Here is a 23,246-nt window from a genome sequence, read left to right as displayed (position 1 = left end):
GGCGTTTCTGGACTCCGTCCAACAAACCCGTTTCGGCGTGACAGGACGCTGCGGAACGGGGCCTGTAGAATCGTCGGATCATGGCGCAATTCGGATCCCTCTCTGATCGGCTGACCGAGACCTTCCGCAACCTGCGGACGAAGGGACGGCTCTCCCCGTCGGACGTGGACGGCACCGTCCGCGAGATCCGCCGGGCACTCCTCGACGCGGACGTCGCGCTCGAGGTCGTCAAGGCGTTCACCGCATCGGTGCGCGAGCGTGCCCTCTCCGACGAGGTCAACCGGGCGCTGAACCCGGCGCAGCAGGTCGTCCAGATCGTCAACGAGGAACTCGTCGGCATCCTCGGCGGTCAGCAGCGGCGGCTCGAGTTCGCGAAGAAGCCGCCGACGGTCATCATGCTCGCGGGTCTGCAGGGTGCCGGCAAGACGACCCTCGCGGGCAAGCTCGGCAAGTGGCTCAAGAAGGACGGCCACACGCCGATGCTCGTCGCGGCGGACCTCCAGCGTCCGAACGCCGTGCAGCAGCTCCAGGTCGTCGGCGAGCAGGCCGGTGTGCACGTCTTCGCGCCAGAGCCCGGCAACGGCGTCGGGGACCCGGTCAAGGTCGCGAAGAACGCGATCAAGGCCGCGGTCGACCAGCAGTACGACACCGTCATCGTGGACACCGCCGGTCGACTCGGTGTCGACGCCGAGCTCATGAAGCAGGCGGCGAACATCCGCAAGGCCGTCGACCCGGACGAGGTCCTCTTCGTCATCGACGCGATGATCGGTCAGGACGCCGTCACCACGGCGCGCGCGTTCCAGGAAGGTGTCGACTTCACCGGTGTCGTCCTGTCGAAGCTCGACGGCGACGCCCGCGGTGGTGCTGCCCTGTCGGTCGCCAGCGTCACCGGTCGCCCGATCATGTTCGCGTCCACGGGCGAGTCGCTCGACGACTTCGAGCCGTTCCACCCGGACCGCATGGCGAGCCGCATCCTCGACCTCGGCGACATCCTGTCCCTCATCGAGCAGGCCCAGGGCGCGTTCGACGAGGAAGAGGCTCGCAAGGTCGCGGACAAGATCGCGACGGACAGCTTCACGCTGAACGACTTCCTGCAGCAGATGCAGCAGCTCCGCAAGGCCGGCTCGATCAAGGGCATGCTCGGCATGCTCCCCGGCGCCAAGGGCATGCGCGAGGCGCTCGACAACTTCGACGAGCGCGAGATCGTCCGCACCGAGGCGATCATCCAGTCGATGACCCCGCAGGAGCGCGAGCTCCCGAAGCTCCTGAACGGCTCGCGTCGTCTCCGCATCGCGCGCGGTGCCGGCTCCACCGTGACCGAGGTCAACCAGCTCGTGAACCGCTTCGAGCAGGCGGCGAAGATGATGAAGACCGTCGCCCGTGGTGGCGTCCCGCAGATGCCGGGCATGGGGCCGATCCCCGGCATGCACGGCGGCAAGAAGCAGCAGCAGGGCGGCGGCAAGAAGAAGAAGGTCGGCAACCCGGCGAAGCGTGCGGCCCTCGCCGCCGGTGCGGCTGCTGCACCGCAGCAGGCGCCGAAGGGCTCCGGCCTCGGCCTCGGTGGCGGCAAGAACGGCAAGGCGCCCACCGAGGAAGAGCTGGCGAGCCTGCAGAAGTTCCTGGGTCGCTAGGCGCGACCACCAGACGGACGGGAGGCCCGGTGCCAGCTGGCACCGGGCCTCCCGTCCGTGTCGGGGCGGCTAGAGGGAGTCGCGCAGCTCCCCGACCAGGTGGCGGACGACCGCGCGCAGGTCGCCGTCGTTCTCCTGCGCGACTTGGAGCTGCCGCTGGTACGACGCGCCGCGCTCGATCATCGTGTCGAGGTGGTGCAGTTCCTGCTGGCAGCCGAGCCGCTCCGCGATCGGGTCCAGTCGCTCGACGAGGTCGTGCACCTCGTCCGTGACGAGCCGTTCGTCGCCGGCGGCGTTCGTGATGATCTCCGCCTCCATGCCGTAGCGGGCCGCGCGCCACTTGTTCTCGCGGATGAACCACGGCTGCATCGTCGGCAGGGTCTCCCCGGCGTCGAGCCGGTCCGAGCAGGCGGTGACGAGGCACTGCACGAGCGCGGTGACGGCACCGACCTCGTGCAGGGTCGAGATGCCGTCGGAGACCCGGTTCTCGAGCGTGCCCCACTGCGGCGACGGGCGGATGTCCCACCGGAGGTCCCCGACGCCCTCGATGACGCCGGTGTGCGTCAGGTCGCCGACGACCTCCTCGAAGTTCGCCCACGCGCCGAGCTGCGGCGGGAGTCCGCCGGTCGGCAGCTGCTGGAACATCAGGGCCCGGTTCGACGCGTACCCGGTGTCGGTCCCTGCCCAGAACGGGCTGGACGCCGTGAACGCCTGGATGTGCGGCACGTACGCGAGCATCGCGCCCAGGATCGGCAGTGCCTTGTCGCGGTCGTCGATGCCGACGTGCACGTGCACACCCCAGATGAGCATCTGGCGTCCCCACCACCTGGTCCGGTCGATGAGCGTCGTGTAGTGCTCGCTGTCGGGGGTGATCTCCTGCTGGTCCCACACCGCGAACGGATGCGTCCCGGAGCACATGACCTGCGCGTCGAGGGGTTCAGCGGCGTCGACGACCTCGCCGATGATGCCGGAGAGCTCGTTCGTCGCGCCCCCGACGGTGTGGTGGACGCCCGTGACGACCTCGACCGTGTTGGTCAGGAGCTCCTCGGTGACCTGTTCGTGCGAGCCGAGCCGCTCGCGGACGGCGGAGATGACCGCTGGGGCTCGTGGGGTCAGGTCGCCGGTGTCGCGGTCGACCAGTGGGAGTTCCCACTCGACGCCGATGGTCGATGCCGGGGACTCGGTGAAGCGGATGTCCATGCTGAACATCCTGCCCGGATCCTTGTCGGACACGCACAACGAACGCTTGTCCCGGTCGTGCGGTTTCGATTCTCAGGATTTCCCCATCAGGACTACCGTAGAAGCGCTCAACAGGGAAGAGGAACGCATGCAGCTGGTCGTACGAGGTACTTCTGCCCCGCTCATCGGAGAGCTCGACATCCCGGTCTCGAAGTACCACGCGCACCGCGCGCTGGTCCTCGCGTCGCTGGCGAAGGGGACGAGCATCGTCTCCGGGATCAGCACGACACGGCAGGTCGAGTGGACCGTCGGCACCCTCCGTGCCCTCGGCATCGACATCAAGCGCCGCGGGAACGAGTACCACGTCACCGGGCTCGGTGGGCGGTACGAAGCGACCGACGTCGTCGACCACGGGTCGCGCGGCGCCGACGGCATCCTGAACATGGGCTCGTCGGGCACGACGCTCTACTTCATGACCGGACTGGCATCCCTCGCGGACAAGCCCATGACGCTGTCGGGCATGAAGTACTTCCAGCGCCGACCGATCAAGGCGCTGCTGACCTCGCTGACCCAGATGGGCGTCGAGCTCGAGGCGACGAACGACTGCCCGCCGGTCACCGTCCAGCCGAAGCGTCCGCGCGGCGGCGACGTCACGATCGCGGGCACGCTCTCGCAGTGGATCTCCGGCCTGCTCCTCGTCGCGCCGTTCGCGGAAGAGGAGACACGCATCCACATCACGGGCGGCCGCCTCAACGAGCAGCCGTACGTGGAGCTCACCGTGCGCATGATGCGCCAGTTCGGCCTGCGGGTCGAGGTCTCCGACGACTGGCTCGAGTACCGGATCCCGGCGAACCAGCAGGCGACCCCGCACGACTACGTCATCCCGCCCGACATCGGCTCCGCCGCCTTCGGCATCGCCGCTGCCGGCATCCGCGAGTCCAACGTGCTGCTCCGCGGCATGACCTCGTTCACCACCGCGGACACCGACCACCCGGAGAGCGAGTTCCTCGACCTCGCGACGGCGATGGGCGTCCCGATGCGCATCGACGAGGAGACCGGCTTCGTGCGGATCGAGCACGACGGCTCCCCGCTGAAGCCCCTCGACATCGACTGCCAGCCGATCCCGGACCTCCTGCCGATCCTGTCCACGATGGCGACCTTCGCCGAGGGCACGACCCGGCTGTGGAACGTGGCGCACATCCGGCTCAAGGAGTCGGACCGCGTCGCCGCCATGCTGCAGCTGAACCGGATGGGTGGACGTGCCGAGCAGGGCGCCGACGAACTCCGCGTGACCGGTGTGGGTGCCGGTGAGCTGCACGGCGCGTCGATGTCGTCGTTCAACGACCACCGCGTGCTCATGTCGCTCGCGGTCGCCGCGTCGAAGGCCGACGGGGTCTCCGCGCTCACGTATCCGCGTGCCTACCGGATCTCCTACCCGACGTTCCTCGAGGCGATGAACTCCGTCGGCCTCGAGATGGAGGTCGGCGACGCCGAGGCGGCGATGGCGGCCGCTGACACCCGCGCCGACCGTGCCGACGTGTCGAACCAGCACACCGACCTCGGCGAGGACACCGACGCCGCGGCCCGTGCCGCTGACCTGCCGGAGCTCACCGGCGTCGACGCCGACCCGCTCGTGCTCTCCGAGAAGGTCCGGACGCTGTCCGAGACCGACCCGGACGGCCTCGCCGTGATCGAGGTCGGCGGTCCCGAACCCGTGAACACGACCTGGAAGGAACTCCAGGAGGAGGCGGACAAGGTCTCCGCGCTGCTCCTCGAGCTCGGCGTGCGCCGTGGTGAGTCCGTCGCCATGCAGCTCCCGAACTGGCGCGAGTTCGTGTCGATCACCCTCGGCGCGATCCAGATGGGCGCCGTCGCCACGCCGATCATGCCGGTGTTCGGCCCGCGTGAGACCACGATGACGCTGGCCCGCTCTCGTGCCCGCGTCGTGTTCCTGCCGAACGTGTTCCGCAAGCGTCGCCCAGCGCTCGAGCTCCTCGACGTGGTCGACGAGGCGAAGGCGCAGAAGCGTCGTCTCTCGGTCGAACACGTCATCGTGATCCGGTCGGAGGCGCGCGGTCAGGGCGACACCCCGACCAACCAGGCACCGCTGCCCGCCGACGCCGCCGAGCGCGTCGCGGCGAGCGAGTGGAACTGGCGCTACTTCGACACCGCGCTCGAGAGCGTCCAGGTCGACGTCGAACAGATCCGCTCGCACGCGCCGACGCCGGACGACATCTGCCAGCTGCTGTTCACCTCTGGCACCACCGGTGAGCCGAAGGGCGTGCAGCACCCGCACCGCACGCTCGGCCTCGCCACCGCGATGCACGTCGCGCAGTCCGGGCTGACGAGCGACGACCGGATCTACATCCCGTCGCCGCTCGCGCACCAGACCGGCTTCCTCTACGGCATGCTGCTGGCGTTCCGGCTCGGTGCGCCGCAGGTCATCCAGCCGGTGTGGGACGGCACCGTCGCCCTCGAGCAGGCCTTCGGTGCGGCCGGGGCGACCTTCGTGCAGTGCGCGACGCCGTTCCTGACCGACCTGGTCGACCTGGTCGAGGCGGGTGCACCGCAGCCCGAGGCGCTCCGCATCTTCGTCCCGACCGGAGCCGCGGTTCCCCGCGCCCTCGCCCAGCGGGCCAGCACCGTGCTCGGCACCGCGATCCTCGGTGCGTTCGGCACGAGCGAGACGTGCCTCGGCGCGCTGTCGAGCCCGTCCGACGACCCGGCGGACGCCTACGGACACGACGGTCGCGCGCTGCCCGGCATCAGGATCCGCATCGTCGACGACGAGGGCAACGAGCTGCCGGCCGACACCGAGGGCAACTACGAGCTGCACTCGCCGACGATGTTCGACGGGTACCTCGACCGCCCCGACCTGACCGACGACGTCTTCACCGAGGACGGCTGGTACAAGACCGGCGACCTCGCGAAGGTGTCGGCGAAGGGCTTCCTGTCGATCACCGGCCGCGTCAAGGACGTCATCAACCGCGGTGGCGAGAAGATCCCGGTCGTGGAGATCGAGAACCTGCTCTACCAGCACCCGCTCGTCACCGACGTCGCCATCGTCGCGATGCCCGACGAGCGCCTCGGGGAGCGCGCCTGTGCGTTCGTCGTGTCCGCCCGTCAGGGTGAACCGCTCGACTTCCGGACGATGCAGCAGTACCTCGAGAAGTCCGGGGTGTCCAAGTACTACTGGCCGGAGCGGCTCGAGTACATCGCCGAGCTGCCGCGCAACGCGGTCGGCAAGGTCCAGAAGAACGTCCTGCGCGAGCAGGCTGCCGCGCTCGTCGCGACGAAGGAGAAGTAACCGAGATGACCACGTTCAACGAGGCCGAGTTCCAGCAGCTCAAGGCCGAGGTCACCGAGTGGGTCCGCGGCCGCGGCGAGGACTGGGCGAACGAGATCGAGCGCACCGGCCAGGTGAGCCCTGAGCTCTTCCAGGAGCTCAAGGACAAGGGCTGGCTGTCCCTCGCGGCGCCGACCGAGCTCGGCGGGCGGGACATCCCGTTCTCCCGCTACCTCGAGATCATGGAGATCGTGTCGCGCTCGCACGCGTCGATCCGCATGCTCGTGCACGTCATCAACGGCACCTGGCGCGCCATGCAGCCGTACGCGAGCCCGGAACAGATCGAGCAGGTCGTCAAGCCCTCCGTCGCCGGCGACAAGCTCGTCGCGTTCACGCTGACCGAGGCCACGGCCGGCACCGGCGCGGACATCCGCACGACGGTCCGTCGCGAGGGCGACACCTACGTGATGAACGGCGAGAAGCACCTCATCACGTTCGGCGTCAAGTGCGACTACTGGCTCATCGCGGCGCGGCTCGAGGGCACGACGGGCCAGGACGGCACCGTCGCGTTCCTCATGCCGAACACCGGGCTCCCCGGTGCCGAGGTGATCGACGACTCGGACACCATGGGCATCCGCGGCACCGACCACGCGATCCTCCGCTTCACCGACACCCCGATCCCCGCGAGCGCGCTGCTCGGCGAAGAGGGCCAGGGGCTGGAGGTCGCACTGGGTGGCTTCCTGCTCCCGAGCCGCGTGTCGGTCGCGATGAGCGCCGTCGGCCTCGCCGAGCGTGCGAACGAGCTCGCCGTCGAGTACGCCAACGAGCGCGAGACATTCGGCAAGAAGCTCGCCACCCGCCAGGCGATCCAGTTCTACATCGCCGAGAACTACGCCGACATCGCCGCGGCACGGGCCCTCGTGCTCGAGGCCGCCCGGGCCTACGAGGAAGGCCGCCCCGACGCCGGCACGCTCTCCAGCGCATCGAAGATGATCGCGGTCGACATGCTCGCCCGCGTCACCGACAAGGCGCTCCAGGTGCACGGTGGCCAGGGCTACTGGAAGCGCAACGCCATCGAGCGCGTCTACCGTGACGCCCGTGCGCAGCGGTTCGAAGAGGGCACCAACGAGATCCAGAAGCTGGTCGTCGGTCGCGCAGTCGTGACCGGCCAGGCCGGGTTCTAGCCGCACCACGCAACCGACGGGAGGCTCGTGGCGGGCCCGCCACGAGCCTCCCGTCCGTATCCTGCTCACGCAACAAGAAGGACTGAAGTGACCGACAGCACCGCACCCATCGCGCTCATCACCGGAGCCTCCCGCGGCATCGGCCGGCTGCTCGCGCAGAAGCTCGGCCAGCGCGGCGCGACCGTCGTCGTGACGTACAAGGGCAACGCCGACCTCGCAGAGGAGTCGCTCGCAGACGTCAAGGCGGCCGGTGGTGACGGCATCACCGCGCAGGTCGACATCGAGCAGCCGGAGTCGATCGACGCCCTGTTCGACCTGGTGCGCGACACGTACGGACGCCTCGACTACTTCGTCGCGAACGCCGCGGCCAGCGCCTTCAAGCCGGTCGCGGACCTGAAGCTGCACCACCTGGACCGCAGCTACGCGACGAACGCCCGCTCGTTCGTCCTCGGGGCCCAGCGTGCCGCCGAGCTCATGGACAAGGGCGGCCGCATCGTCGTCGTCACCTCGTACGGCTCGCTCCGCGCGTTCCCGACGTACGCCGCGCTCGGTGCCGCGAAGGCGATGAGCGAGTCCTACATGAAGTACATGGCGGTCGAGTTCGGCCCGCGCCAGATCACCGTGAACGCGGTCAACGGCGGCCTCATCGACACCGACTCGCTCGAGTACTTCTACACGAAGGTCCCCGGCCAGGCGCCGATCGAGACCGTCTACGAGAAGCTGCCGCTGCAGCGACCGGGTACCGCGGACGACATGGCCGACGCGGTGGACTTCCTGCTGTCCGACAAGGCGTCGTACATCACGGGCCAGGTGTTGTCCGTCGACGGCGGGCTGACCGTCATCGCGCCGCCGTACTGGGCCGACACGACCTCGCCGCTGCGGGATGCCGTGCTGCCGGCCGCTCCGAGCGCATCGGACGCCTCCTAGCCATGACGATCGCCGCTGCCGACACCGCCGTCGCAACCGTCGCGTCCCCGTGGACGCTCGGCCCGCTGCACCTGCCCAACCGGGTGGTCATGGGGTCGATGCACACCGGACTCGAGGTGCACGACGACGGCGGTGCCGGGATGGCGGCGTTCTACCGTGAGCGTGCGGCCGGGGGAGCCGCGTGCATCATCACCGGCGGCATCGCGGTCAACGACGAGGCCCGAGGTGGCCCGGACTTCGCGGTGTTCGGCGTCGACGGTGCCGACGAGCGGTTCCGCGTGGCGGTCGACGCCGTGCACGAGTCGGGCGGCACGATCCTCGCGCAGCTCTTCCACGCCGGGCGGTACGCGCTCGTCGGCGGGATGACCGACCGGAACGGCGAGCCGCAGCGCGCGATCGCCCCGTCGGCGCTGCCGTGGGCCGCCGCCCGCGGGGTCGTCCCCGAGGCGATGACGACAGCCGACGTCGAGCGGACGATCGCCGACTTCGCCGCGGCCGCGCGATCCGCCAGGGACATCGGCTTCGACGGCGTCGAGATCATGGCGTCCGAGGGCTACCTCATCAACCAGTTCCACTCGCCGCTCACGAACCTCCGCGACGACGAGTGGGGCGGGTCGGCGGCGGCACGTCGGCGGTTCCCGGTCGCCGTCGTGCAGGCAGTGCGTGCAGCGGTGCCGGACATCGCCGTCACGATCCGGTTGTCCGGCGCCGACCTGATGCCAGGGTCCTCGACCGACGACGACGTCGACGCCCTGGTGCACGACCTGTTGCCGCTCGGGCTCGACGGGATCTCCGTCGGCATCGGGTGGCACGAGTCCCGGACGCCGACCGTGCAGGCCGCGGTGCCGCACGGCGCATGGCTGACCCACGCGTCCCGGATCGCTCGTGTCGTCCGGGCGTCGGCGTACCCGGACGTGCGGGTCATCGCCTCGAACCGCATGACCGACCTCCGCGACGGCGAGACCGTGCTGGCCGACGGGCTCATCGACGCCGTCGCCCTCGCCCGCCCGTTCCTCGCGGACCCGCAGCTCGTGTCGCGTTCCCTCGCCGGGCGCTTCGAGCTCGTGAACACCTGCATCGGCTGCAACCAGGCCTGCCTCGATCGTTCGATCGTCGGGCAGCCGGTCTCCTGCCTGGTGAACCCCCGCGCCGCGCGCGAGGTCGCGTTCCCGGCACGTCCCACCACCGAGCCCAAGCGTGTGGACGTCGTCGGCGGTGGGCCAGCCGGGCTCGCCGCGGCCGTGGACGCAGCCCGCCGGGGCCACGACGTCACGCTCTGGGAGGCCGCGCCGGAGCTGGGCGGGCAGTTCGGCCTCGCCGCGCTGATCCCCGGGAAAGAGGACTACGCCGCGACCGTCCGCGCCGCCCGGGCCGAGCTCGACGACCGCGGTGCGACCGTGCACCTCGGACGTGCCGCCACCGCTGCCGACCTGGTGGACAGCGACGCCGTGGTCCTCGCGCCCGGTGTGGTCCCGCGCGTCGTCGACATCCCGGGAGCGGACCTGCCGCACGTCCTGACGTACGAGCGTGCCCTGCGCGACGGCGTCCCCGCGGGCACCGTCGCGATCATCGGCGGTGGTGGCATCGGCGTCGACACGGCGGCGTTCCTCACCGAGTCGCCTTCCGAGGCGGTCCGTGCGACGTCGTTCGCCGAGCGGTGGGACGTCCCGGTCGCGCAGGACGTCGTGGGAGACCTGCCACAGCGCCAGCCGGTCGCGTCGCGCACGCTGCGGCCGGGCGACCAGGTCACCGTGCTCCGCCGTTCGGGCAAGTTCGGGCAGGGTGTCGGCCTGACGTCCCGCTGGGTCGCGCTCGGTCGGCTGCGCGACGCGGGCGTCCGGATGGTCGGCGGTGTCCAGGAGTACCTGCGGATCGAACCCGGTGCGCTCTGGATCCGCGACGAGGACGGTGCCGAGCGGATGATCCCGGCGGACTCCGTCGTGATCTGCGCGGGGCAGGAGACCGCTGTGCACGCGGACCGGGACGGTGCCGCCGGACTCGAGCCGGGCCTCCAGGCTGCCGGAGTGCCGTACGCGATCGTGGGCGGTGCGCGCGACGCACGGAGCGTCGACGCGGTGCGCGCGACGTCCGAGGCGCTCGAGGCGGTCGGCGCACTCGCACCGTGACGGCGCGTCCCGACTCGCTTCTCGCCGCGAAACCTGCAAGAATGAACGGTCGAATCGTGTCCGCTCGACCCTCTATCCAGCGGTACACGAATCTCTCGAGCTTTCACCGCGCGTGCCCCCACGCCCGCGGTTCCGGTTCAACCACAACAACACGCAACAGGAGCATTTGTGGCTGTCAAGATCCGTCTCAAGCGTCTCGGTAAGATCCGGGCGCCGTACTACCGTGTCGTCGTCGCCGACTCGCGCACCAAGCGCGACGGTCGCGTCATCGAGGAGATCGGTCAGTACCACCCGACCGAGGAGCCCTCGGTCATCAAGATCGAGTCCGAGCGTGCGCTGTACTGGCTCGGCGTCGGCGCGCAGCCGACCGAGCAGGTCGCCGCGCTGCTGAAGCTCACCGGTGACTGGGCCAAGTTCAAGGGCGAGAAGGACACCGAGTCCAAGGTCAAGGTCGCGGAGCCGAAGCAGGCCTTCGTCGTCGACACCGCCAAGAAGGCCGTCCTCAAGCCGAAGTCGGAGAAGAAGGCCCCGGCCGCTCCGACCGAGTCGGCCGACGACGCCGCAGAGACGACCGAGGCGTAATTCCTTGCTCGAATCCGCGCTGACGCACCTCGTCAAGGGGATCGTCGATCACCCTGACGACGTGCGCGTCGCCAGTTCCACCTCCGCGCGGGGCGAGGTCCTCGAGGTGCGTGTGCACCCCGAGGACCTCGGCCGCGTGATCGGACGCGCCGGTCGGACCGCCAAGGCGCTCCGCACCCTCGTCACGGCTCTCGCCGATGGCAAGCGGGTGCGGGTCGACGTGGTCGACACCGATTCCTGACGAGGCGACCCAGCTCCGGGTGGGTCGCATCACCAAGGCGCACGGGCTCAAGGGCGGTCTCAAGCTCGAGCTCTACACCGACGACCCGGATCGTCGGTTCACGCGCGGAGCGGTCTTCACGCTCCAGGTCCCCGAGGACTCTCCCTGGTCGGGGAAGACCATCGCCATCGACGAGCTCCGCTGGTACAACGGCCACCCGGTCGCGTTCTTCACCGGGATCGCCGACCGCGACGCCGCCGAGACCCTCGCACGGGCCATCCTCTGGGTCGATCAGGACCCCTCCGAGGAGACCGGCGAAGAGGACGCCTGGTACGACCACCAGCTGGTCGGCCTGCGCGTCATGCGCGACGGCGTCCAGGTCGGGACGGTCGCCCGCGTCGACCACCTGCCCGCGCAGGACCTGCTGGCCGTCGACACCCCCGATCGTGGCGAGGTGCTCGTGCCCTTCGTGGGCGCGATCGTCCCCGCGGTCGACGTCGCAGGCGGCACCGTGACGGTCACACCGCCGACGGGTTTGTTCGAGGACCCCGAGGACACGTCGCGCCCCGAGACGATCTCCTAGCCCCGTGCGCATCGACATCGTCACGATCTTCCCGGAGTTCTTCGGGGTGCTCGACGTCTCGCTCCTCGGCAAGGCACGACAGGGCGGGCTGCTCGACCTGCACGTGCACGACCTGCGGAAGTGGACGACCGACCGGCACCGCACCGTCGACGACACCCCGTACGGCGGTGGTGCCGGGATGGTCATGAAGCCGGAGCCGTGGGCCCAGGCGCTCTCGGCGCTGTTGCGGCCGGACGGGTCGTCGACGCTCGTCGTCCCGACGCCGGCCGGCACGCCGTTCACACAGTCGATCGCCCGGTCGCTGGCTGCTGACTCGGACCACCTCGTGTTCGCCTGCGGGCGGTACGAGGGGATCGACGCCCGCGTGTTCTCGTGGGCGTCGTCGCGGTGTTCGGTGGTCGAGCTCTCCCTCGGCGACTACGTCCTGAACGGTGGCGAGGTCGCGGCGATGGCGATGATCGAGGCCGTCGGGCGACTCGTCCCCGGTGTCGTCGGCAACCCGGAGTCCCTCGTCGAGGAATCGCACGAGGACGGCCTGCTCGAGTACCCCTCGTACACGAAGCCCGCGTCGTGGCGCGATCTGGACGTCCCCGAGGTCCTGCTCAGCGGGCACCACGGGCGCATCGCCGAGTGGCGCCACGAGCAGCAGGTGGAGCGGACGCGGCGCGTCCGGCCGGACCTGCTGCCGGACGCGTAGCGGGCCGAATCGCGCGTAGGTGGCCGAATCGCGCGCAGGAGGCCGAATCGCGCGTAGGTGGTCGATTTTTTCGGTCACCTACGCGCGATTCGGCTTTCCAGGGCGGGCGCGATGGGACGGAACGCGCACCGGACGGGAGGCTCGTGGCCAGGCCGCCACGAGCCTCCCGTCCGTCAGTCCGCGCGCTGGGCGCGACGCAGGGTCAGGATCTCCGGGCCCGCCGCGGTGACCGCGACGGTGTGCTCGACGTGCGCGGCACGCGAGCCGTCGACGCTCTTGAGCGTCCAGCCGTCGTCGTCCTGGTAGAGCTCGTCGGTGCCCTGCATGAGCCAGGGTTCGATCGCGACGACCAGCCCCGGTCGGAGCTTCAGTCCGCGTCCGGGGCGACCGTCGTTCGGGACGTGCGGCTCGCCGTGCATCGTCCGACCGACGCCGTGCCCGCCGAACTGCAAGTTCACGTCGTAGCCGCCCTCGTGTGCGACGGCGCCGATGGCGTGGGACACGTCGCCGAGCTTGTTACCAGGTGCGGCCTGCGCGATGCCGGCGGCCAGTGCCCGCTCCACGGTGTCGATCAGCCGCTGGTCCTCGGGGTCCTGGGTGCCGACCTGCACGGTCACCGCGGAGTCCGCGACCCACCCGTCGACGCTCGCCGCGAAGTCCATGCTCACGAGGTCACCGTCCTGCAGGACGGAGTCGTGGGGGAGTCCGTGCAGCGCGGCATCGTTGACCGAGGTGCACAGGTTCTTGCCGAACGGAGAGTTGCCGAACGACGGGTGGTAGTCCACGTAGCAACTGACGGCACCACGCTCCGCGATCATCCGTGCGGCCACCCGGTCCAGGTCGAGCAGGTTCACTCCGACGTCCACGGTGGTGAGGAGTTCGTCGAGCACATCGGCGACGAAACGGCCGGCGACCCGGAGTCCGTCGAGTTCGGCGGGGGTGCGGAGTTCGATCATGCGTCCATCCTGCCGCGTTTCGTGTCTCGGCTCTTCTGTGGCAGAATCGATAGCCGTGCCCTGGCTGGACCCTGCCACGGGGGAGTCGCCGACACCGGGCACACACCACTTCTTTTCCGAAACCGATCCGCGGCGACCCGTGTGCGTCCGCAGAGAGTGACCCAATCATGAGCCAGCTCCTCGACTCCGTCGACGCAGCGTCGCTGCGTACCGACGTCCCGGACTTCCGCCCGGGCGACACCGTCAAGGTCCACGTCAACATCATCGAAGGCACGCGCTCGCGTATCCAGGTCTTCCAGGGTGTCGTCATCGGCCGTCAGGGCCACGGCCTCGGCGAGACCTTCAAGGTCCGCAAGGTCAGCTTCCAGGTCGGCGTCGAGCGCTGGTTCCCGGTGCACTCGCCGATCATCGACCACATCGAGGTCGTCACCCGCGGTGACGTCCGTCGCGCGAAGCTGTACTACCTCCGCGAGCTCCGCGGCAAGGCGGCCCGTCGCAAGATCAAGGAGAAGCGCGACAACTGATCGCCTTCACAGCGACGGTCCGCTCGCGGATCGCCGTTCCGGGCCCTTCGTCGATGTACGGTTGTGCATCGACGGGGGGCTCTCCCTGTTTCTTGACTTCGAGGGTGGAATGACCGACACGACCGAGACCGAGGGCCGTCGGCCGCGTTCCTCGAAACAGCGGAACGGTGTGCTCACCTTCCTGCGTGACCTGCTCATCATCTTCGTCGCAGCGCTGCTCGTCTCGTTCCTGGTCAAGACGTTCTTGATCCGCTCGTTCTACATCCCGTCGGCGTCGATGGAGAACACGCTGCAGATCAACGACCGGGTGATCGTGAACGAACTCGTTCCCGACGCGGTCTCGCTGAAGCGCGGCGACGTCGTCGTCTTCAAGGACCCGGGCGGATGGCTGACGGGAGCCGAGGTGCCGAACGTCACGCCGCAGTCGCAGCCGGCGAAGGCGATCGACTGGCTCCTCACGCAGGTCGGTCTCGGCACCGGTGACAGCGACGACCACCTCATCAAGCGCGTGATCGGCCTGCCGGGTGACAAGGTCGCCTGCTGCAACGACCTCGGACAGATGACGGTCAACGGCGTCCCGGTCAAGGAGCCGTACCTCAAGCTGCCTGCAGGCGAGACCCGTGCGTCCGGGACCGACTTCTCGGTCACCGTGCCGAAGGGCACCATCTGGGTGATGGGCGACAACCGCTACGACTCGAAGGACTCCCGCTACAACGGGGACACGCCGTCGAAGGGGTTCGTGCCGTTGTCGGACGTCACGGGTCGTGCATTCGTGATCTCGTGGCCGACGAGCCGGTGGACCTGGCTCGACGACTACCCCGACGTCTTCGCGGGTGTGGAGGAGAAGGACCGGTGAGCGCGGTGCGGCCGTCGTTGCGCGTCGAGAAGGCGTTCTTCGCCGCCGGACGCGTCACGGTCATCGGCGTCGACGAGGTCGGGCGGGGTGCGATCGCGGGCCCCGTCGCCGTCGGAGCCGCTGCGGTGACCATCGACGTCCGGCGCGTGCCCCAGGGGCTCGCTGACTCGAAGGCCGTCTCCGCCGCCCGCCGCACCGAGCTCGTGCCGGTCGTCACCCGGTGGGCGCGGACCGCCGTCGGGATGGCATCGGCGTCCTACGTGGACGAGCAGGGCATCGTGCCGGCGCTGGGGCTCGCCGGTGCACGGGCGCTCTCGTCGCTGGCCGACTCGGGAGTGTCGTTCGACGGTGCCGTCGTGCTGCTCGACGGGTCGTTCGACTGGCTGTCTCGGGCGCTCCCCCCGGGGTCGTCGCCGCTCGACGTCACCGTGCGTGTGAAGGCCGACCGTGACTGTGCCTCGGTCGCGGCGGCGTCGATCGTCGCGAAGGTGGAGCGGGACGCGCTGATGGTGGCGGCGCACGACGATGCCCCGCACTACGCGTGGGCGTCGAACAAGGGGTACGGGTCGACCGCGCACTACGACGCCATCCGGTCGGTCGGTGCGCATCCGCTGCACCGGAAGAGTTGGCTGCACGCGGCGTCGAGCGTGGCGCTGGACGGGTTCGAGTCGCTGGGGTCGGTCGACGGGCTCGTTCGCTGAGTGCTCCGACGCTGGTGTCCCCGGAGGGGTCTCCGGCCGTAGACTGTGGGCGCAATGGATGACGACGAATTCGACGACTACGACCGAGAGGTCGAGCTCGCCCTCTACCGTGAGTACCGCGATGTCGTGTCGCAGTTCCGATACGTGGTCGAGACCGAGCGCCGTTTCTACCTGGCGAACGAGGTGGAACTCGCCCGGCGTGACACCGAGCACGATTTCTACTTCGAACTGACGATGAACGACGTCTGGGTCTGGGACGTCTACCGGTCCGACCGTTTCGTGAAGTCCGTCCGGGTGCTGACGTTCAAGGACGTCAATGTCGAGGAACTCACCACGCGAGAACTCGAACTGCCGAAGGAACTCGCACTCGACGAGTGATCGTCAATTCGACCGAATTGCTGGGAAACGCGCTGTCCTTTTCACGGGTGGACGGAATCCGCGATACTCTGGCCGGGATTTCACTTTCCCCACGCGCCAGGAGGCCACAATGGCACAGAAGGTCACCGTCCAGCTCGTCGACGATCTCGATGACTCGCCGATCACCCCGGGTGACGGACGCACCGTCGAATTCGCATTCGACGGATCCACCTACGAGATCGACCTGTCGAACGACAACGTCGACAAGTTCCGCGAAGCGATCTCCGACTACGTCGCCGCCGCTCGCAAGGTGAGCGGCCGCCGGACCGGCGGCACCGGTGCCCCGAAGTCGGCGCCGAAGCGCGGCAATTCCGAAGAGCTCGCGAAGGTCCGTGAATGGGCCAAGGAGAACGGTTACGAGGTCTCCTCGCGCGGTCGTATCTCGACCCAGGTGCAGGAAGCGTACGCAGCGGCGCACTAGTCCCTGTCCCCGAAGCCCGGTCGATCCTCACGGTCGACCGGGCTTCGTCGTTCCTCCACAGGTCGATTGCTTCGGCATTCTCTGCACAGAGTTCCGATTCGTGGTCGGACGGTCGCGCCCGGTGGCGACGCTTGCCCCATGACATCAGGGACATTGGGAGCGCGTGGTGAATCGATCGCCGCGGACTGGCTGGAACAGCGGGGCTACGTCGTCGTGGACCGCAATTGGCGCTGTGCCCGTGGCGAACTCGACATCGTCGCGCGGAAGGGCACCGACCTGGTCTTCGTCGAGGTGAAGACCCGCGCGACTGCTTCGACCGGTCACCCGCTCGAAGCCCTCACCGCCCAGAAGCTCGCGCGGCTCCGGCTGCTCGTGCCGCTCTGGTTCTCGGCGCACCCGACCGAGCACGCGCACCGCATCCGGCTCGATGCGATCGCGGTGCACGTGATGGGGGACCACGCGGTCGTCGAGCACGTCGAGGCGATCGCGTGACCGACATCGGGCGGTCCGCAGCGGTCGCGTTGCTCGGCGTCAGCGGACGGCTGGTGGAGGTCGAAGCACACCTGACGAGTCAGCTCCCCGGGTTCAGCATCATCGGGCTCCCGGACACGTCGCTGGGGGAAGCGCGCGAACGCGTCCGATCGGCGGCGGCCAACGCGGGGTGTCCGCTGCCGGCGCGGCGCATCACGGTGAACCTGACGCCGGCGGCGATCCCGAAGCGCGGCTCGGGGTTCGACCTCGCGATCGCGATGGCGGTGCTCGCTGCCACCGGTACGGCACCGGGTGTGTCACAGCGCGTCGTCTACATCGGGGAGCTCGGGCTCGACGGCCGGGTCCGTCCGGTCCCCGGCGTGATCCCGATGACCGTCGCGGCACGGGACGCCGGCGCCGACCGGGTGGTGGTGCCCGTCGGTAACCTCGCCGAGGCGCAGGCGGTCCCCGACGTCGCGGTGACGGGCGTCGACTCGCTCCGTGGCGCCGCGATCGACGCCGGTGCGCTGCTGCCTCCGGTCGAGGTCGAGCCGGTGATGACGGACACGACACCGGCACTGCCACCCCCGGTCGCCGAACTCGCTGACGTCGTCGGCAACGAGGTCGGGGTCCGCGCGATGCTCGTCGCCGCCGCCGGTGGCCACCACGTGCTGCTGCTCGGTCCACCGGGTGCGGGGAAGACGATGCTCGCCGAGCGACTGCCTGGGCTCTTGCCCGACCTCGATCCGCCGGCTGCGCTGGAGGTCGCTTCCGTGCGCTCGATCGCGGGCCTCGGTGCCCACTCCTGGACGACGCGTCCTCCGTGGGAGGCACCGCACCACTCGGCCTCGGCGATCGCGCTGATCGGTGGCGGGTCCGGGACGATCCGTCCAGGCGCGGTCTCCCGGGCGACCAGGGGCGTGCTCTTCCTCGACGAGGCGCCGGAGTTCCCGCGCGCGGTGCTCGACGCACTGCGGCAACCGTTGGAGTCCGGACGGATCACGGTGCACCGGGCAGCCGGAGCGGCGGAGTTCCCCGCCCGCTGCCAGGTCGTCCTCGCGGCGAACCCGTGTCCCTGCGGGAACGCCGGCACCCGGGCGGACCTCGGCGGCCCGCCGTGCGACTGCACCCCGACGACGGTCCGTCGGTACCTCGGGCGGATGTCCGGGCCGCTGCTCGATCGGATCGACATCCGTGTGCACGTCCACCGGATGACGACGGCCGAGATGCGGAGGACCGACGGCACGACGCCGACCAGCGAGGAAGCCAGGGCGATCGTGTCCGTTGCCCGGGCGCGGATGGCCGAACGACTCGAGGGCACCGGGTGGTCCAGGAACGCCGAGGTGCCCGGCACCTGGTTGCGCGGGGACGGTCGGCCCGAGCCGGGTTCCACCGCGGTGCTCGACCGGGCGCTCGACCTGGGGACGCTGACGATGCGCGGCTGGGACCGGGTGATGCGCCTGGCGTGGACGATCGCGGACCTCGACGGCGTCGACCGGCCGGCGCGGCGCCAGGTCGGTGCTGCGGCGGCACTTCGGAGCGCGCTGTGACGGGCGGGTCCTCGCTCGGCGGGGTGGACCTCAGCGGTGTTCGGCCGGTGGCGTCGGTGACGGAGGACGCAGAGGTGGTGGCGCGGGTCGCGTGGAGTGCGTTGGCGGAACCCGGCGACTCCGGTGCCGGTGCCCTCGTGGGGGCGCTCGGGGCAGCGCGTGCGCTGGAACTCGTGTACGCCGAGGCGTCCGGCCGGGGCGGAGCAGTCGTGCGTGCGTGCCTCGGTGCCGTGGCTCCCGACGAACTCCTCGGGCTGCAAGCGACGGTCGATGCCGGACTGCGGCGCTGGGGCCCGCGTCTCGACCGCACCGATGTCGCACGTGCGGTGGAGCGTGCCGAGGCGGTCGGTGCGACGCTGCTGGTGCCCGGTGATCCGGACTGGCCCGAGCGGACCGCTGACCTCGGTGACCATGCGCCACTCGTGCTCTGGTGCCGCGGTCGGGCGGCCCCCGTGTTCGAACGGCCGACGCTCGCGGTCGTCGGCGCCAGGGCGAACACCCTTGCCGGTGCAGAGGCCGCTGCGGAGATCACGTCGTCGGCGGCGGATGACGGGTGCGCCGTCGTCAGCGGGGGAGCGTACGGGATCGACGCGGTCGCACACCGCGTGGCGATCGCCGCGGGCGCCCCCACGGTGGCGGTACTCGCCGGTGGGATCGACCAGCTCTACCCCGTCGGACACGTCGAACTGCTCCGGAACGTCAGCCGACAGGGGATGCTCCTCGCCGAATCGCCCCCCGGTACGCGTCCGACCCGGTGGCGCTTCCTCGCCCGGAACCGGATGATCGCCGCCATGGGCGATGCGGTCGTGGTCGTCGAGGCCGCCGCGCGATCCGGGGCGCTCAACACGGCGAACCACGCCGCACAGCTCGGACGCCCCGTGTTCGCCGTCCCCGGCGCGTTCTCGTCGCCTGCGTCGGTGGGGTGCCACCGTCTCGTCGCAGACCGGCGTGCGGAGCTCGCCGTCGAGCCCTCCGACCCGGCACGAGCCGCACTCGGGTTCCACGCCGGGACGGACTCGCAGGAGCCCGTCCCGTTGCGTCCGTCCGTCGAGGATCCCGATGTCGTCCGGGTACTCGACGCGCTCGGGCGACGGCCGATCGGTGACCTGGAGGCGGCTCGTCGATCGGGCCTGTCGGTGGCAGCGGCGGTCGATGCGCTCGCGCTCGCCGAGCTCCAGGGGCTCGTGCGGCGACAGCGAGACGGCTGGACCGTCACATGACGCGCCGCCGACGCCAGCCTGCCGCCGTCTTCGGACGCGCCTACGCTGGTCGCCATGGACGGCGATCGCGGAACCCTGGGCGGGGCGGTCACGTCCTTCCTGCGGGAGGCGCGAGACGTCCGCGGGCTCAGCGAACAGACGGTCCGGGCGTACCGGGGCGACCTCGAGGACCTCCTCCGCTTCACCGACGCCCACGGGATCGACTCCGTCGGAGCGGTGACGCTCGAGGTGCTCCGCGATTGGCTGTGGGACGCGAACGAGCGGGGGCTCGCGCGGTCGAGCATCGCGCGTCGGTCCTCGTCGGTCCGAGCGTTCACCCGCTGGGCGACCGAGGGCGGTGTGCTCACCGCGGACCCCGGTGTGCGACTCCGTGCGCCGAAGGGGGCGGCACACCTCCCACGGGTCGTGACCGAGGACCAGGTCCGAGGGCTCCTCGACGGGCTGGCTGATCGGGCCGCGGGAGACGATCCCGGAGCGCTGCGTGACGTGGCGCTCGTCGAGCTGTTGTACGCGGCGGCGATCCGCGTCAGCGAACTCGTGGGGATCGACCTCGTCGACGTGGACCGGTCACGGTTGACCGTCCGGGTGCTCGGCAAGGGCGGCAAGGAGCGTGTGGTGCCGTTCGGTGTGCCAGCCAGGGACGCGCTCGAGGCCTGGCTCGAACGGGGGCGTCCGGTGCTCCTGGCGGCTGCGGCCTCGACTCAGGCCACGGGTTCCGGGACGCCGGCTCACGATGCGCTCTTCCTCGGGGACCGCGGTGGACGGCTCGGGGTCCGCAGCGCCTACCGCATCGTCGCGCGGCTGCTGGAGGGGCTCCCCGGGGAGGGGCCGAGCGGGCCGCACACCTTCCGGCACACCGCGGCGACGCACCTGCTCGACGGGGGAGCCGACCTCCGTGCCGTGCAGGAGATGCTCGGCCACGCGAGTCTCGGCACGACGCAGATCTACACGCACGTCTCCTCGGCGCGACTTCGCGAGGTCTACCGCACGGCACATCCGCGCGCCTGACTCGACCATCCGACCGCCGGGCGAGCCGCCGTCCGTCCCGCCGCCGCGGGCCACCCCGTCCGGTGCTGTTCTCGTCCGCACCGCCGCACGGTGCGACGTTGCACCCCGGTGCGGACGTCGCGCCCCGTCACGATCGGGCGCGATGATCACAGCGGGGTGCGAACGCGGTCATCCCGGCCACGCCGACTCGGGGAGCAGCACGGGCCACTCCGCCGCGGGCAGGTACGGCGTCGGGTCGACGTACCGATCGTCGACGCGTGCGCCGAGGTGCACACACGGCGAACTCGCCGGACAGTGCCCGACCGCGACGTGTCCGACGACCGACCCCTGCTGCACGGAATCGCCGGCTGAGACGACCGGGGCGACCGAGTCCAGCGTGCTCACGAGCCCCTCGCCGTGGTCGATCGTCACCACCGGCCGCCCGGCGACCGACCCGGCGAAGGCGACGATGCCGTCGTCGACCGCGACCGCCGCCGTGCCGAGGGCCGCCGGGACGTCGATCCCGCGGTGCCCGGCGGCGTAGTCGTCGGCCGGGGCTTCCCACCCGCGCTCGACCACCCGCACCCCGGTGGGCCACACCCAGGGCGCCGCTGCCTCCCCGACGATGATCGTCGTCGCCGGGTGGGCCGCTGCCGGCGGGTCGGGGGACTGATACGTCCCGACGTCGCACCCGCCCAGCGCGACGAGCATTCCGGCGACGAGTGCGGGTGCCAAGGTGGGTCGGATCACGTGACCAGCCTGGAGCGGGGGAGGCGAGCGCAGGTCCGCCGACGCCGATCTGTGGAAAGTGAGTCCTGCCTCCAGGCTGTGGAGGGCCCGCGCGGACGCAACCAGCGACAAGACCGATGTCGTACGACAGCGACGGTGTCGTCAGGACGCGCGTGCAACTGTTGCGGACGCAACCGACGACAGCCTCGCTGTCGTACGACAGCGGATCTGTCGTTCCGAGTCGGGCGGGCCTGCGCCAGTCGAGTCGACTCCCTCGGAATCCGGTTATGACCACCCGCCGCCGAGGGAGTATCGTCGGGGCCGCTCCGGACCACGCAACGCCGCTCGGACGGCGAACGAGCCGACCGCCGGGGCACCGTGCAGCATCCCGCACGGCGGCAGAACCCAGGAGCATCGTGGCAAACACGTCCACCGGGCACGGCACCGACCGTGCGTTCAAGGGGAAGGTCACCGCGTTCGCCATCGCAGCAGCGGTGGGCGGTTTCCTCTTCGGTTTCGACTCGTCCGTGATCAACGGCGCGGTCGACGCGATCAAGGGCGAGTTCGGCCTGTCCGAGGCCGCCAGCGGGTTCGCCGTCGCCTCCGCCCTGATCGGCTGCGCGTTCGGCGCCTTCTTCGCCGGCCGGCTCGCTGACCGCTGGGGTCGCACCCGGATCATGTTCTGGGCAGCGGTGCTGTTCCTCGTCTCCTCGATCGGCAGCGCGTTCGCGTTCGCCACCTGGGACCTCGTGATCTGGCGTCTCGTCGGTGGTCTCGGCATCGGGACCGCGTCGGTCATCGCGCCTGCGTACATCTCCGAGGTGTCGCCGAAGGCCATCCGTGGCCGGCTCGCCTCGTTCCAGCAGCTGGCGATCACGCTCGGTATCTTCGCCGCGCTGCTCTCCGACCAGGTCTTCGCGGTCACCGCGGGCGGCGCTTCCGAGACCGTCCTCGGGCTCGCGGCGTGGCGCTGGATGTTCCTGGTCGGCGTGATCCCGTCGGTCGTCTACGGCATCCTGGCGATCACCCTGCCGGAGTCGCCGCGCTACCTGCTCGCCAAGGGCAGGACGGACGACGCGCGCGAGGTCATGACGAAGATCGTCCCGCGTGACACGGTGAACACGAGCCTGGAGGAGATCCAGGACGGCATCAAGAAGGAAGCCAACGAGAAGAAGGGCTCCATCAAGGGCAACCGCTTCGGGCTCCAGCCGATCGTGTGGGTCGGCATCATCCTCGCCGTTCTGCAGCAGTTCGTCGGCATCAACGTGATCTTCTATTACTCGACGACGCTGTGGCAGGCCGTCGGGTTCAAGGAGAGCGACTCGTTCCTCATCTCGACGATCACCTCGGTGGTCAACGTCGCGGTGACGTTCATCGCCATCTTCCTGGTCGACAAGGTCGGACGGAAGCCGCTGCTCGTGGCCGGTTCCGCCGGCATGTTCGTGTCGCTGACGATGGTGGCGATCGCGTTCTCGCAGGCCACGATCGTGAACGGCGCGCCGCAGCTGCCCGGCGCGTGGGGCATCATCGCGCTGATCTTCGCGAACCTGTTCGTCGTGTCCTTCGGCGCCACGTGGGGTCCGCTCATGTGGGTGCTGCTCGGCGAGATGTTCCCGAACCGCATCCGCGCGACGGCGCTCGGCGTCGGCTCCGCGGCGAACTGGATCGCGAACTTCGTGGTCACGATCTCGTTCCCGGTGCTGTCCGGCTTCAACCTGACGGTCACCTACGGCATCTACGCGCTGTTCGCCCTCATCTCGCTGTTCTTCGTGATCGCCAAGATCCCGGAGACCAAGGGGCGCTCCCTCGAGGAGATGGGCATCACCGCGGAAGGCGACACGGTCGACGCCAAGGCGTGACCGCAACCCCAGACGGGAGGCGGGGGGGGGGGGGGGGCCCCCCCCCCCCCCCCCCCCGGGGGGGGGGGGCGCCCCGGGGGGGGGGGGGGGGGGGGGGCGCGGGGGGGGCCCGCCCCCCCCCCGGGGGCCCCCCGGGGGGC

At 70.3% G+C, this 23,246-nt stretch carries 22 protein-coding genes; 19 read left to right on the top strand and 3 right to left on the bottom strand.

Annotated features, from left to right (window positions below; genetic code table 11):
• The first annotated feature begins 80 nt into the window (after nt 1-80).
• On the top strand, nt 81-1,631 hold the full coding sequence (gene ffh, locus ACIPJ2_RS19110) for a signal recognition particle protein (protein WP_281264876.1): 1,551 nt from the start codon (nt 81-83) through the stop codon (nt 1,629-1,631).
• 69 nt (nt 1,632-1,700) lie between these two features.
• Here the strand turns inward: ffh and ACIPJ2_RS19105 are convergent, their stop codons facing one another.
• A complete protein-coding gene (locus tag ACIPJ2_RS19105; RefSeq protein WP_402730166.1) occupies nt 1,701-2,840 on the bottom strand; it encodes a glutamate--cysteine ligase in 1,140 nt (379 codons plus the stop codon).
• A 118-nt stretch (nt 2,841-2,958) separates the two neighbouring features.
• Here ACIPJ2_RS19105 and aroA point away from each other — a divergent pair, with 118 nt between their 5' ends.
• The 8 genes from aroA to trmD all read left to right on the top strand — a co-directional run bounded on the left by aroA (nt 2,959) and on the right by trmD (nt 12,415).
• Nucleotides 2,959-6,117: a 3-phosphoshikimate 1-carboxyvinyltransferase gene (gene aroA / locus ACIPJ2_RS19100; protein WP_402730165.1), complete on the top strand. Its 3,159-nt coding sequence runs from the start codon at nt 2,959-2,961 to the stop codon at nt 6,115-6,117.
• 5 nt (nt 6,118-6,122) lie between these two features.
• Nucleotides 6,123-7,280: an acyl-CoA dehydrogenase family protein gene (locus tag ACIPJ2_RS19095; protein WP_402730164.1), complete on the top strand. Its 1,158-nt coding sequence runs from the start codon at nt 6,123-6,125 to the stop codon at nt 7,278-7,280.
• A gap of 87 nt (nt 7,281-7,367) precedes the next feature.
• Nucleotides 7,368-8,207, top strand: coding sequence for an SDR family oxidoreductase (locus ACIPJ2_RS19090; RefSeq protein ID WP_402730163.1), 840 nt, complete (start codon nt 7,368-7,370; stop codon nt 8,205-8,207).
• A 2-nt stretch (nt 8,208-8,209) separates the two neighbouring features.
• The gene (locus tag ACIPJ2_RS19085; protein WP_402730162.1) at nt 8,210-10,333 is read left to right on the top strand and encodes an FAD-dependent oxidoreductase; all 2,124 of its coding nucleotides are present in this window, start codon (nt 8,210-8,212) and stop codon (nt 10,331-10,333) included.
• A 168-nt stretch (nt 10,334-10,501) separates the two neighbouring features.
• A complete protein-coding gene (gene rpsP, locus ACIPJ2_RS19080) occupies nt 10,502-10,915 on the top strand; it encodes a 30S ribosomal protein S16 (protein ID WP_281264870.1) in 414 nt (137 codons plus the stop codon).
• 4 nt (nt 10,916-10,919) lie between these two features.
• On the top strand, nt 10,920-11,156 hold the full coding sequence (locus ACIPJ2_RS19075; protein WP_022905822.1) for an RNA-binding protein: 237 nt from the start codon (nt 10,920-10,922) through the stop codon (nt 11,154-11,156).
• Entirely contained in the window at nt 11,113-11,718 is a 606-nt protein-coding gene (rimM, locus tag ACIPJ2_RS19070) for a ribosome maturation factor RimM (protein ID WP_402730161.1), read from the top strand. The genes ACIPJ2_RS19075 and rimM overlap by 44 nt, the downstream gene beginning before the upstream one ends.
• Before the next feature lie 4 nt (nt 11,719-11,722).
• Nucleotides 11,723-12,415: a tRNA (guanosine(37)-N1)-methyltransferase TrmD gene (trmD, locus tag ACIPJ2_RS19065; protein WP_402730160.1), complete on the top strand. Its 693-nt coding sequence runs from the start codon at nt 11,723-11,725 to the stop codon at nt 12,413-12,415.
• A 173-nt stretch (nt 12,416-12,588) separates the two neighbouring features.
• Here trmD and map read toward each other — a convergent pair whose 3' ends face one another.
• Nucleotides 12,589-13,371 (bottom strand): type I methionyl aminopeptidase, encoded by a 783-nt coding sequence (gene map, locus ACIPJ2_RS19060; RefSeq protein ID WP_402730159.1) that lies wholly within the window; start codon nt 13,369-13,371, stop codon nt 12,589-12,591.
• Nucleotides 13,372-13,538: 167 nt separating this feature from the next.
• Between map and rplS the strand changes: the two genes are divergently transcribed.
• The 9 genes from rplS (at nt 13,539) to ACIPJ2_RS19015 (ending at nt 20,539) form a co-directional block, all read left to right on the top strand.
• Nucleotides 13,539-13,895, top strand: coding sequence for a 50S ribosomal protein L19 (rplS, locus tag ACIPJ2_RS19055; protein ID WP_144765525.1), 357 nt, complete (start codon nt 13,539-13,541; stop codon nt 13,893-13,895).
• Between the two features lie 109 nt (nt 13,896-14,004).
• Nucleotides 14,005-14,751, top strand: a complete 747-nt coding sequence (lepB, locus tag ACIPJ2_RS19050) for a signal peptidase I (protein WP_281264865.1) — start codon at nt 14,005-14,007, stop codon at nt 14,749-14,751.
• Nucleotides 14,748-15,452, top strand: coding sequence for a ribonuclease HII (locus tag ACIPJ2_RS19045; RefSeq protein ID WP_281264864.1), 705 nt, complete (start codon nt 14,748-14,750; stop codon nt 15,450-15,452). Before lepB ends, ACIPJ2_RS19045 begins: the two co-directional genes overlap by 4 nt.
• 54 nt (nt 15,453-15,506) lie before the next feature.
• Nucleotides 15,507-15,830: a DUF2469 family protein gene (locus ACIPJ2_RS19040; RefSeq protein WP_214978948.1), complete on the top strand. Its 324-nt coding sequence runs from the start codon at nt 15,507-15,509 to the stop codon at nt 15,828-15,830.
• 109 nt (nt 15,831-15,939) lie between these two features.
• Nucleotides 15,940-16,290: an Lsr2 family protein gene (locus tag ACIPJ2_RS19035; protein ID WP_281264863.1), complete on the top strand. Its 351-nt coding sequence runs from the start codon at nt 15,940-15,942 to the stop codon at nt 16,288-16,290.
• 138 nt (nt 16,291-16,428) lie between these two features.
• A complete protein-coding gene (locus ACIPJ2_RS19030) occupies nt 16,429-16,782 on the top strand; it encodes a YraN family protein (RefSeq protein ID WP_281264862.1) in 354 nt (117 codons plus the stop codon).
• A complete protein-coding gene (locus ACIPJ2_RS19025) occupies nt 16,779-18,311 on the top strand; it encodes a YifB family Mg chelatase-like AAA ATPase (protein WP_402730158.1) in 1,533 nt (510 codons plus the stop codon). The genes ACIPJ2_RS19030 and ACIPJ2_RS19025 overlap by 4 nt, the downstream gene beginning before the upstream one ends.
• Nucleotides 18,308-19,531 (top strand): DNA-processing protein DprA, encoded by a 1,224-nt coding sequence (gene dprA / locus ACIPJ2_RS19020; RefSeq protein WP_402730157.1) that lies wholly within the window; start codon nt 18,308-18,310, stop codon nt 19,529-19,531. Before ACIPJ2_RS19025 ends, dprA begins: the two co-directional genes overlap by 4 nt.
• A gap of 54 nt (nt 19,532-19,585) precedes the next feature.
• A complete protein-coding gene (locus tag ACIPJ2_RS19015; RefSeq protein WP_402730156.1) occupies nt 19,586-20,539 on the top strand; it encodes a tyrosine recombinase XerC in 954 nt (317 codons plus the stop codon).
• Between the two features lie 168 nt (nt 20,540-20,707).
• Here ACIPJ2_RS19015 and ACIPJ2_RS19010 read toward each other — a convergent pair whose 3' ends face one another.
• Complete coding sequence (locus tag ACIPJ2_RS19010) at nt 20,708-21,268, bottom strand: murein hydrolase activator EnvC family protein (RefSeq protein WP_402730155.1); 561 nt, start codon at nt 21,266-21,268, stop codon at nt 20,708-20,710.
• Nucleotides 21,269-21,663: 395 nt separating this feature from the next.
• Here ACIPJ2_RS19010 and ACIPJ2_RS19005 point away from each other — a divergent pair, with 395 nt between their 5' ends.
• Complete coding sequence (locus ACIPJ2_RS19005; protein ID WP_402730154.1) at nt 21,664-23,106, top strand: sugar porter family MFS transporter; 1,443 nt, start codon at nt 21,664-21,666, stop codon at nt 23,104-23,106.
• Nucleotides 23,107-23,246 lie beyond the last annotated feature (140 nt).

It is taken from the genome of Curtobacterium sp. NPDC090217 (assembly GCF_044746705.1).
Taxonomy (GTDB): Bacteria; Actinomycetota; Actinomycetes; order Actinomycetales; family Microbacteriaceae; genus Curtobacterium.
The sequence above is the reverse complement of the archived record's forward strand: the minus strand, read 5'-3'. Positions and strand labels throughout refer to the sequence as shown.

Excerpts from the sequence above, each read along its gene's own strand:
- ACIPJ2_RS19085 (WP_402730162.1), top strand. The coding sequence starts at position 8,210 with ATGACGATCGCCGCTGCCGACACCGCCGTCGCAACCGTCGCGTCCCCG.
- rimM (WP_402730161.1), top strand. The coding sequence starts at position 11,113 with ATGGCAAGCGGGTGCGGGTCGACGTGGTCGACACCGATTCCTGACGAG.
- ACIPJ2_RS19095 (WP_402730164.1), top strand. The coding sequence starts at position 6,123 with ATGACCACGTTCAACGAGGCCGAGTTCCAGCAGCTCAAGGCCGAGGTC.
- ACIPJ2_RS19015 (WP_402730156.1), top strand. The coding sequence starts at position 19,586 with ATGGACGGCGATCGCGGAACCCTGGGCGGGGCGGTCACGTCCTTCCTG.
- rplS (WP_144765525.1), top strand. The coding sequence starts at position 13,539 with ATGAGCCAGCTCCTCGACTCCGTCGACGCAGCGTCGCTGCGTACCGAC.
- map (WP_402730159.1), bottom strand. The coding sequence starts at position 13,371 with ATGATCGAACTCCGCACCCCCGCCGAACTCGACGGACTCCGGGTCGCC.
- aroA (WP_402730165.1), top strand. The coding sequence starts at position 2,959 with ATGCAGCTGGTCGTACGAGGTACTTCTGCCCCGCTCATCGGAGAGCTC.
- ACIPJ2_RS19105 (WP_402730166.1), bottom strand. The coding sequence starts at position 2,840 with ATGTTCAGCATGGACATCCGCTTCACCGAGTCCCCGGCATCGACCATC.
- lepB (WP_281264865.1), top strand. The coding sequence starts at position 14,005 with ATGACCGACACGACCGAGACCGAGGGCCGTCGGCCGCGTTCCTCGAAA.
- ACIPJ2_RS19040 (WP_214978948.1), top strand. The coding sequence starts at position 15,507 with ATGGATGACGACGAATTCGACGACTACGACCGAGAGGTCGAGCTCGCC.
- ACIPJ2_RS19035 (WP_281264863.1), top strand. The coding sequence starts at position 15,940 with ATGGCACAGAAGGTCACCGTCCAGCTCGTCGACGATCTCGATGACTCG.
- ffh (WP_281264876.1), top strand. The coding sequence starts at position 81 with ATGGCGCAATTCGGATCCCTCTCTGATCGGCTGACCGAGACCTTCCGC.
- ACIPJ2_RS19030 (WP_281264862.1), top strand. The coding sequence starts at position 16,429 with ATGACATCAGGGACATTGGGAGCGCGTGGTGAATCGATCGCCGCGGAC.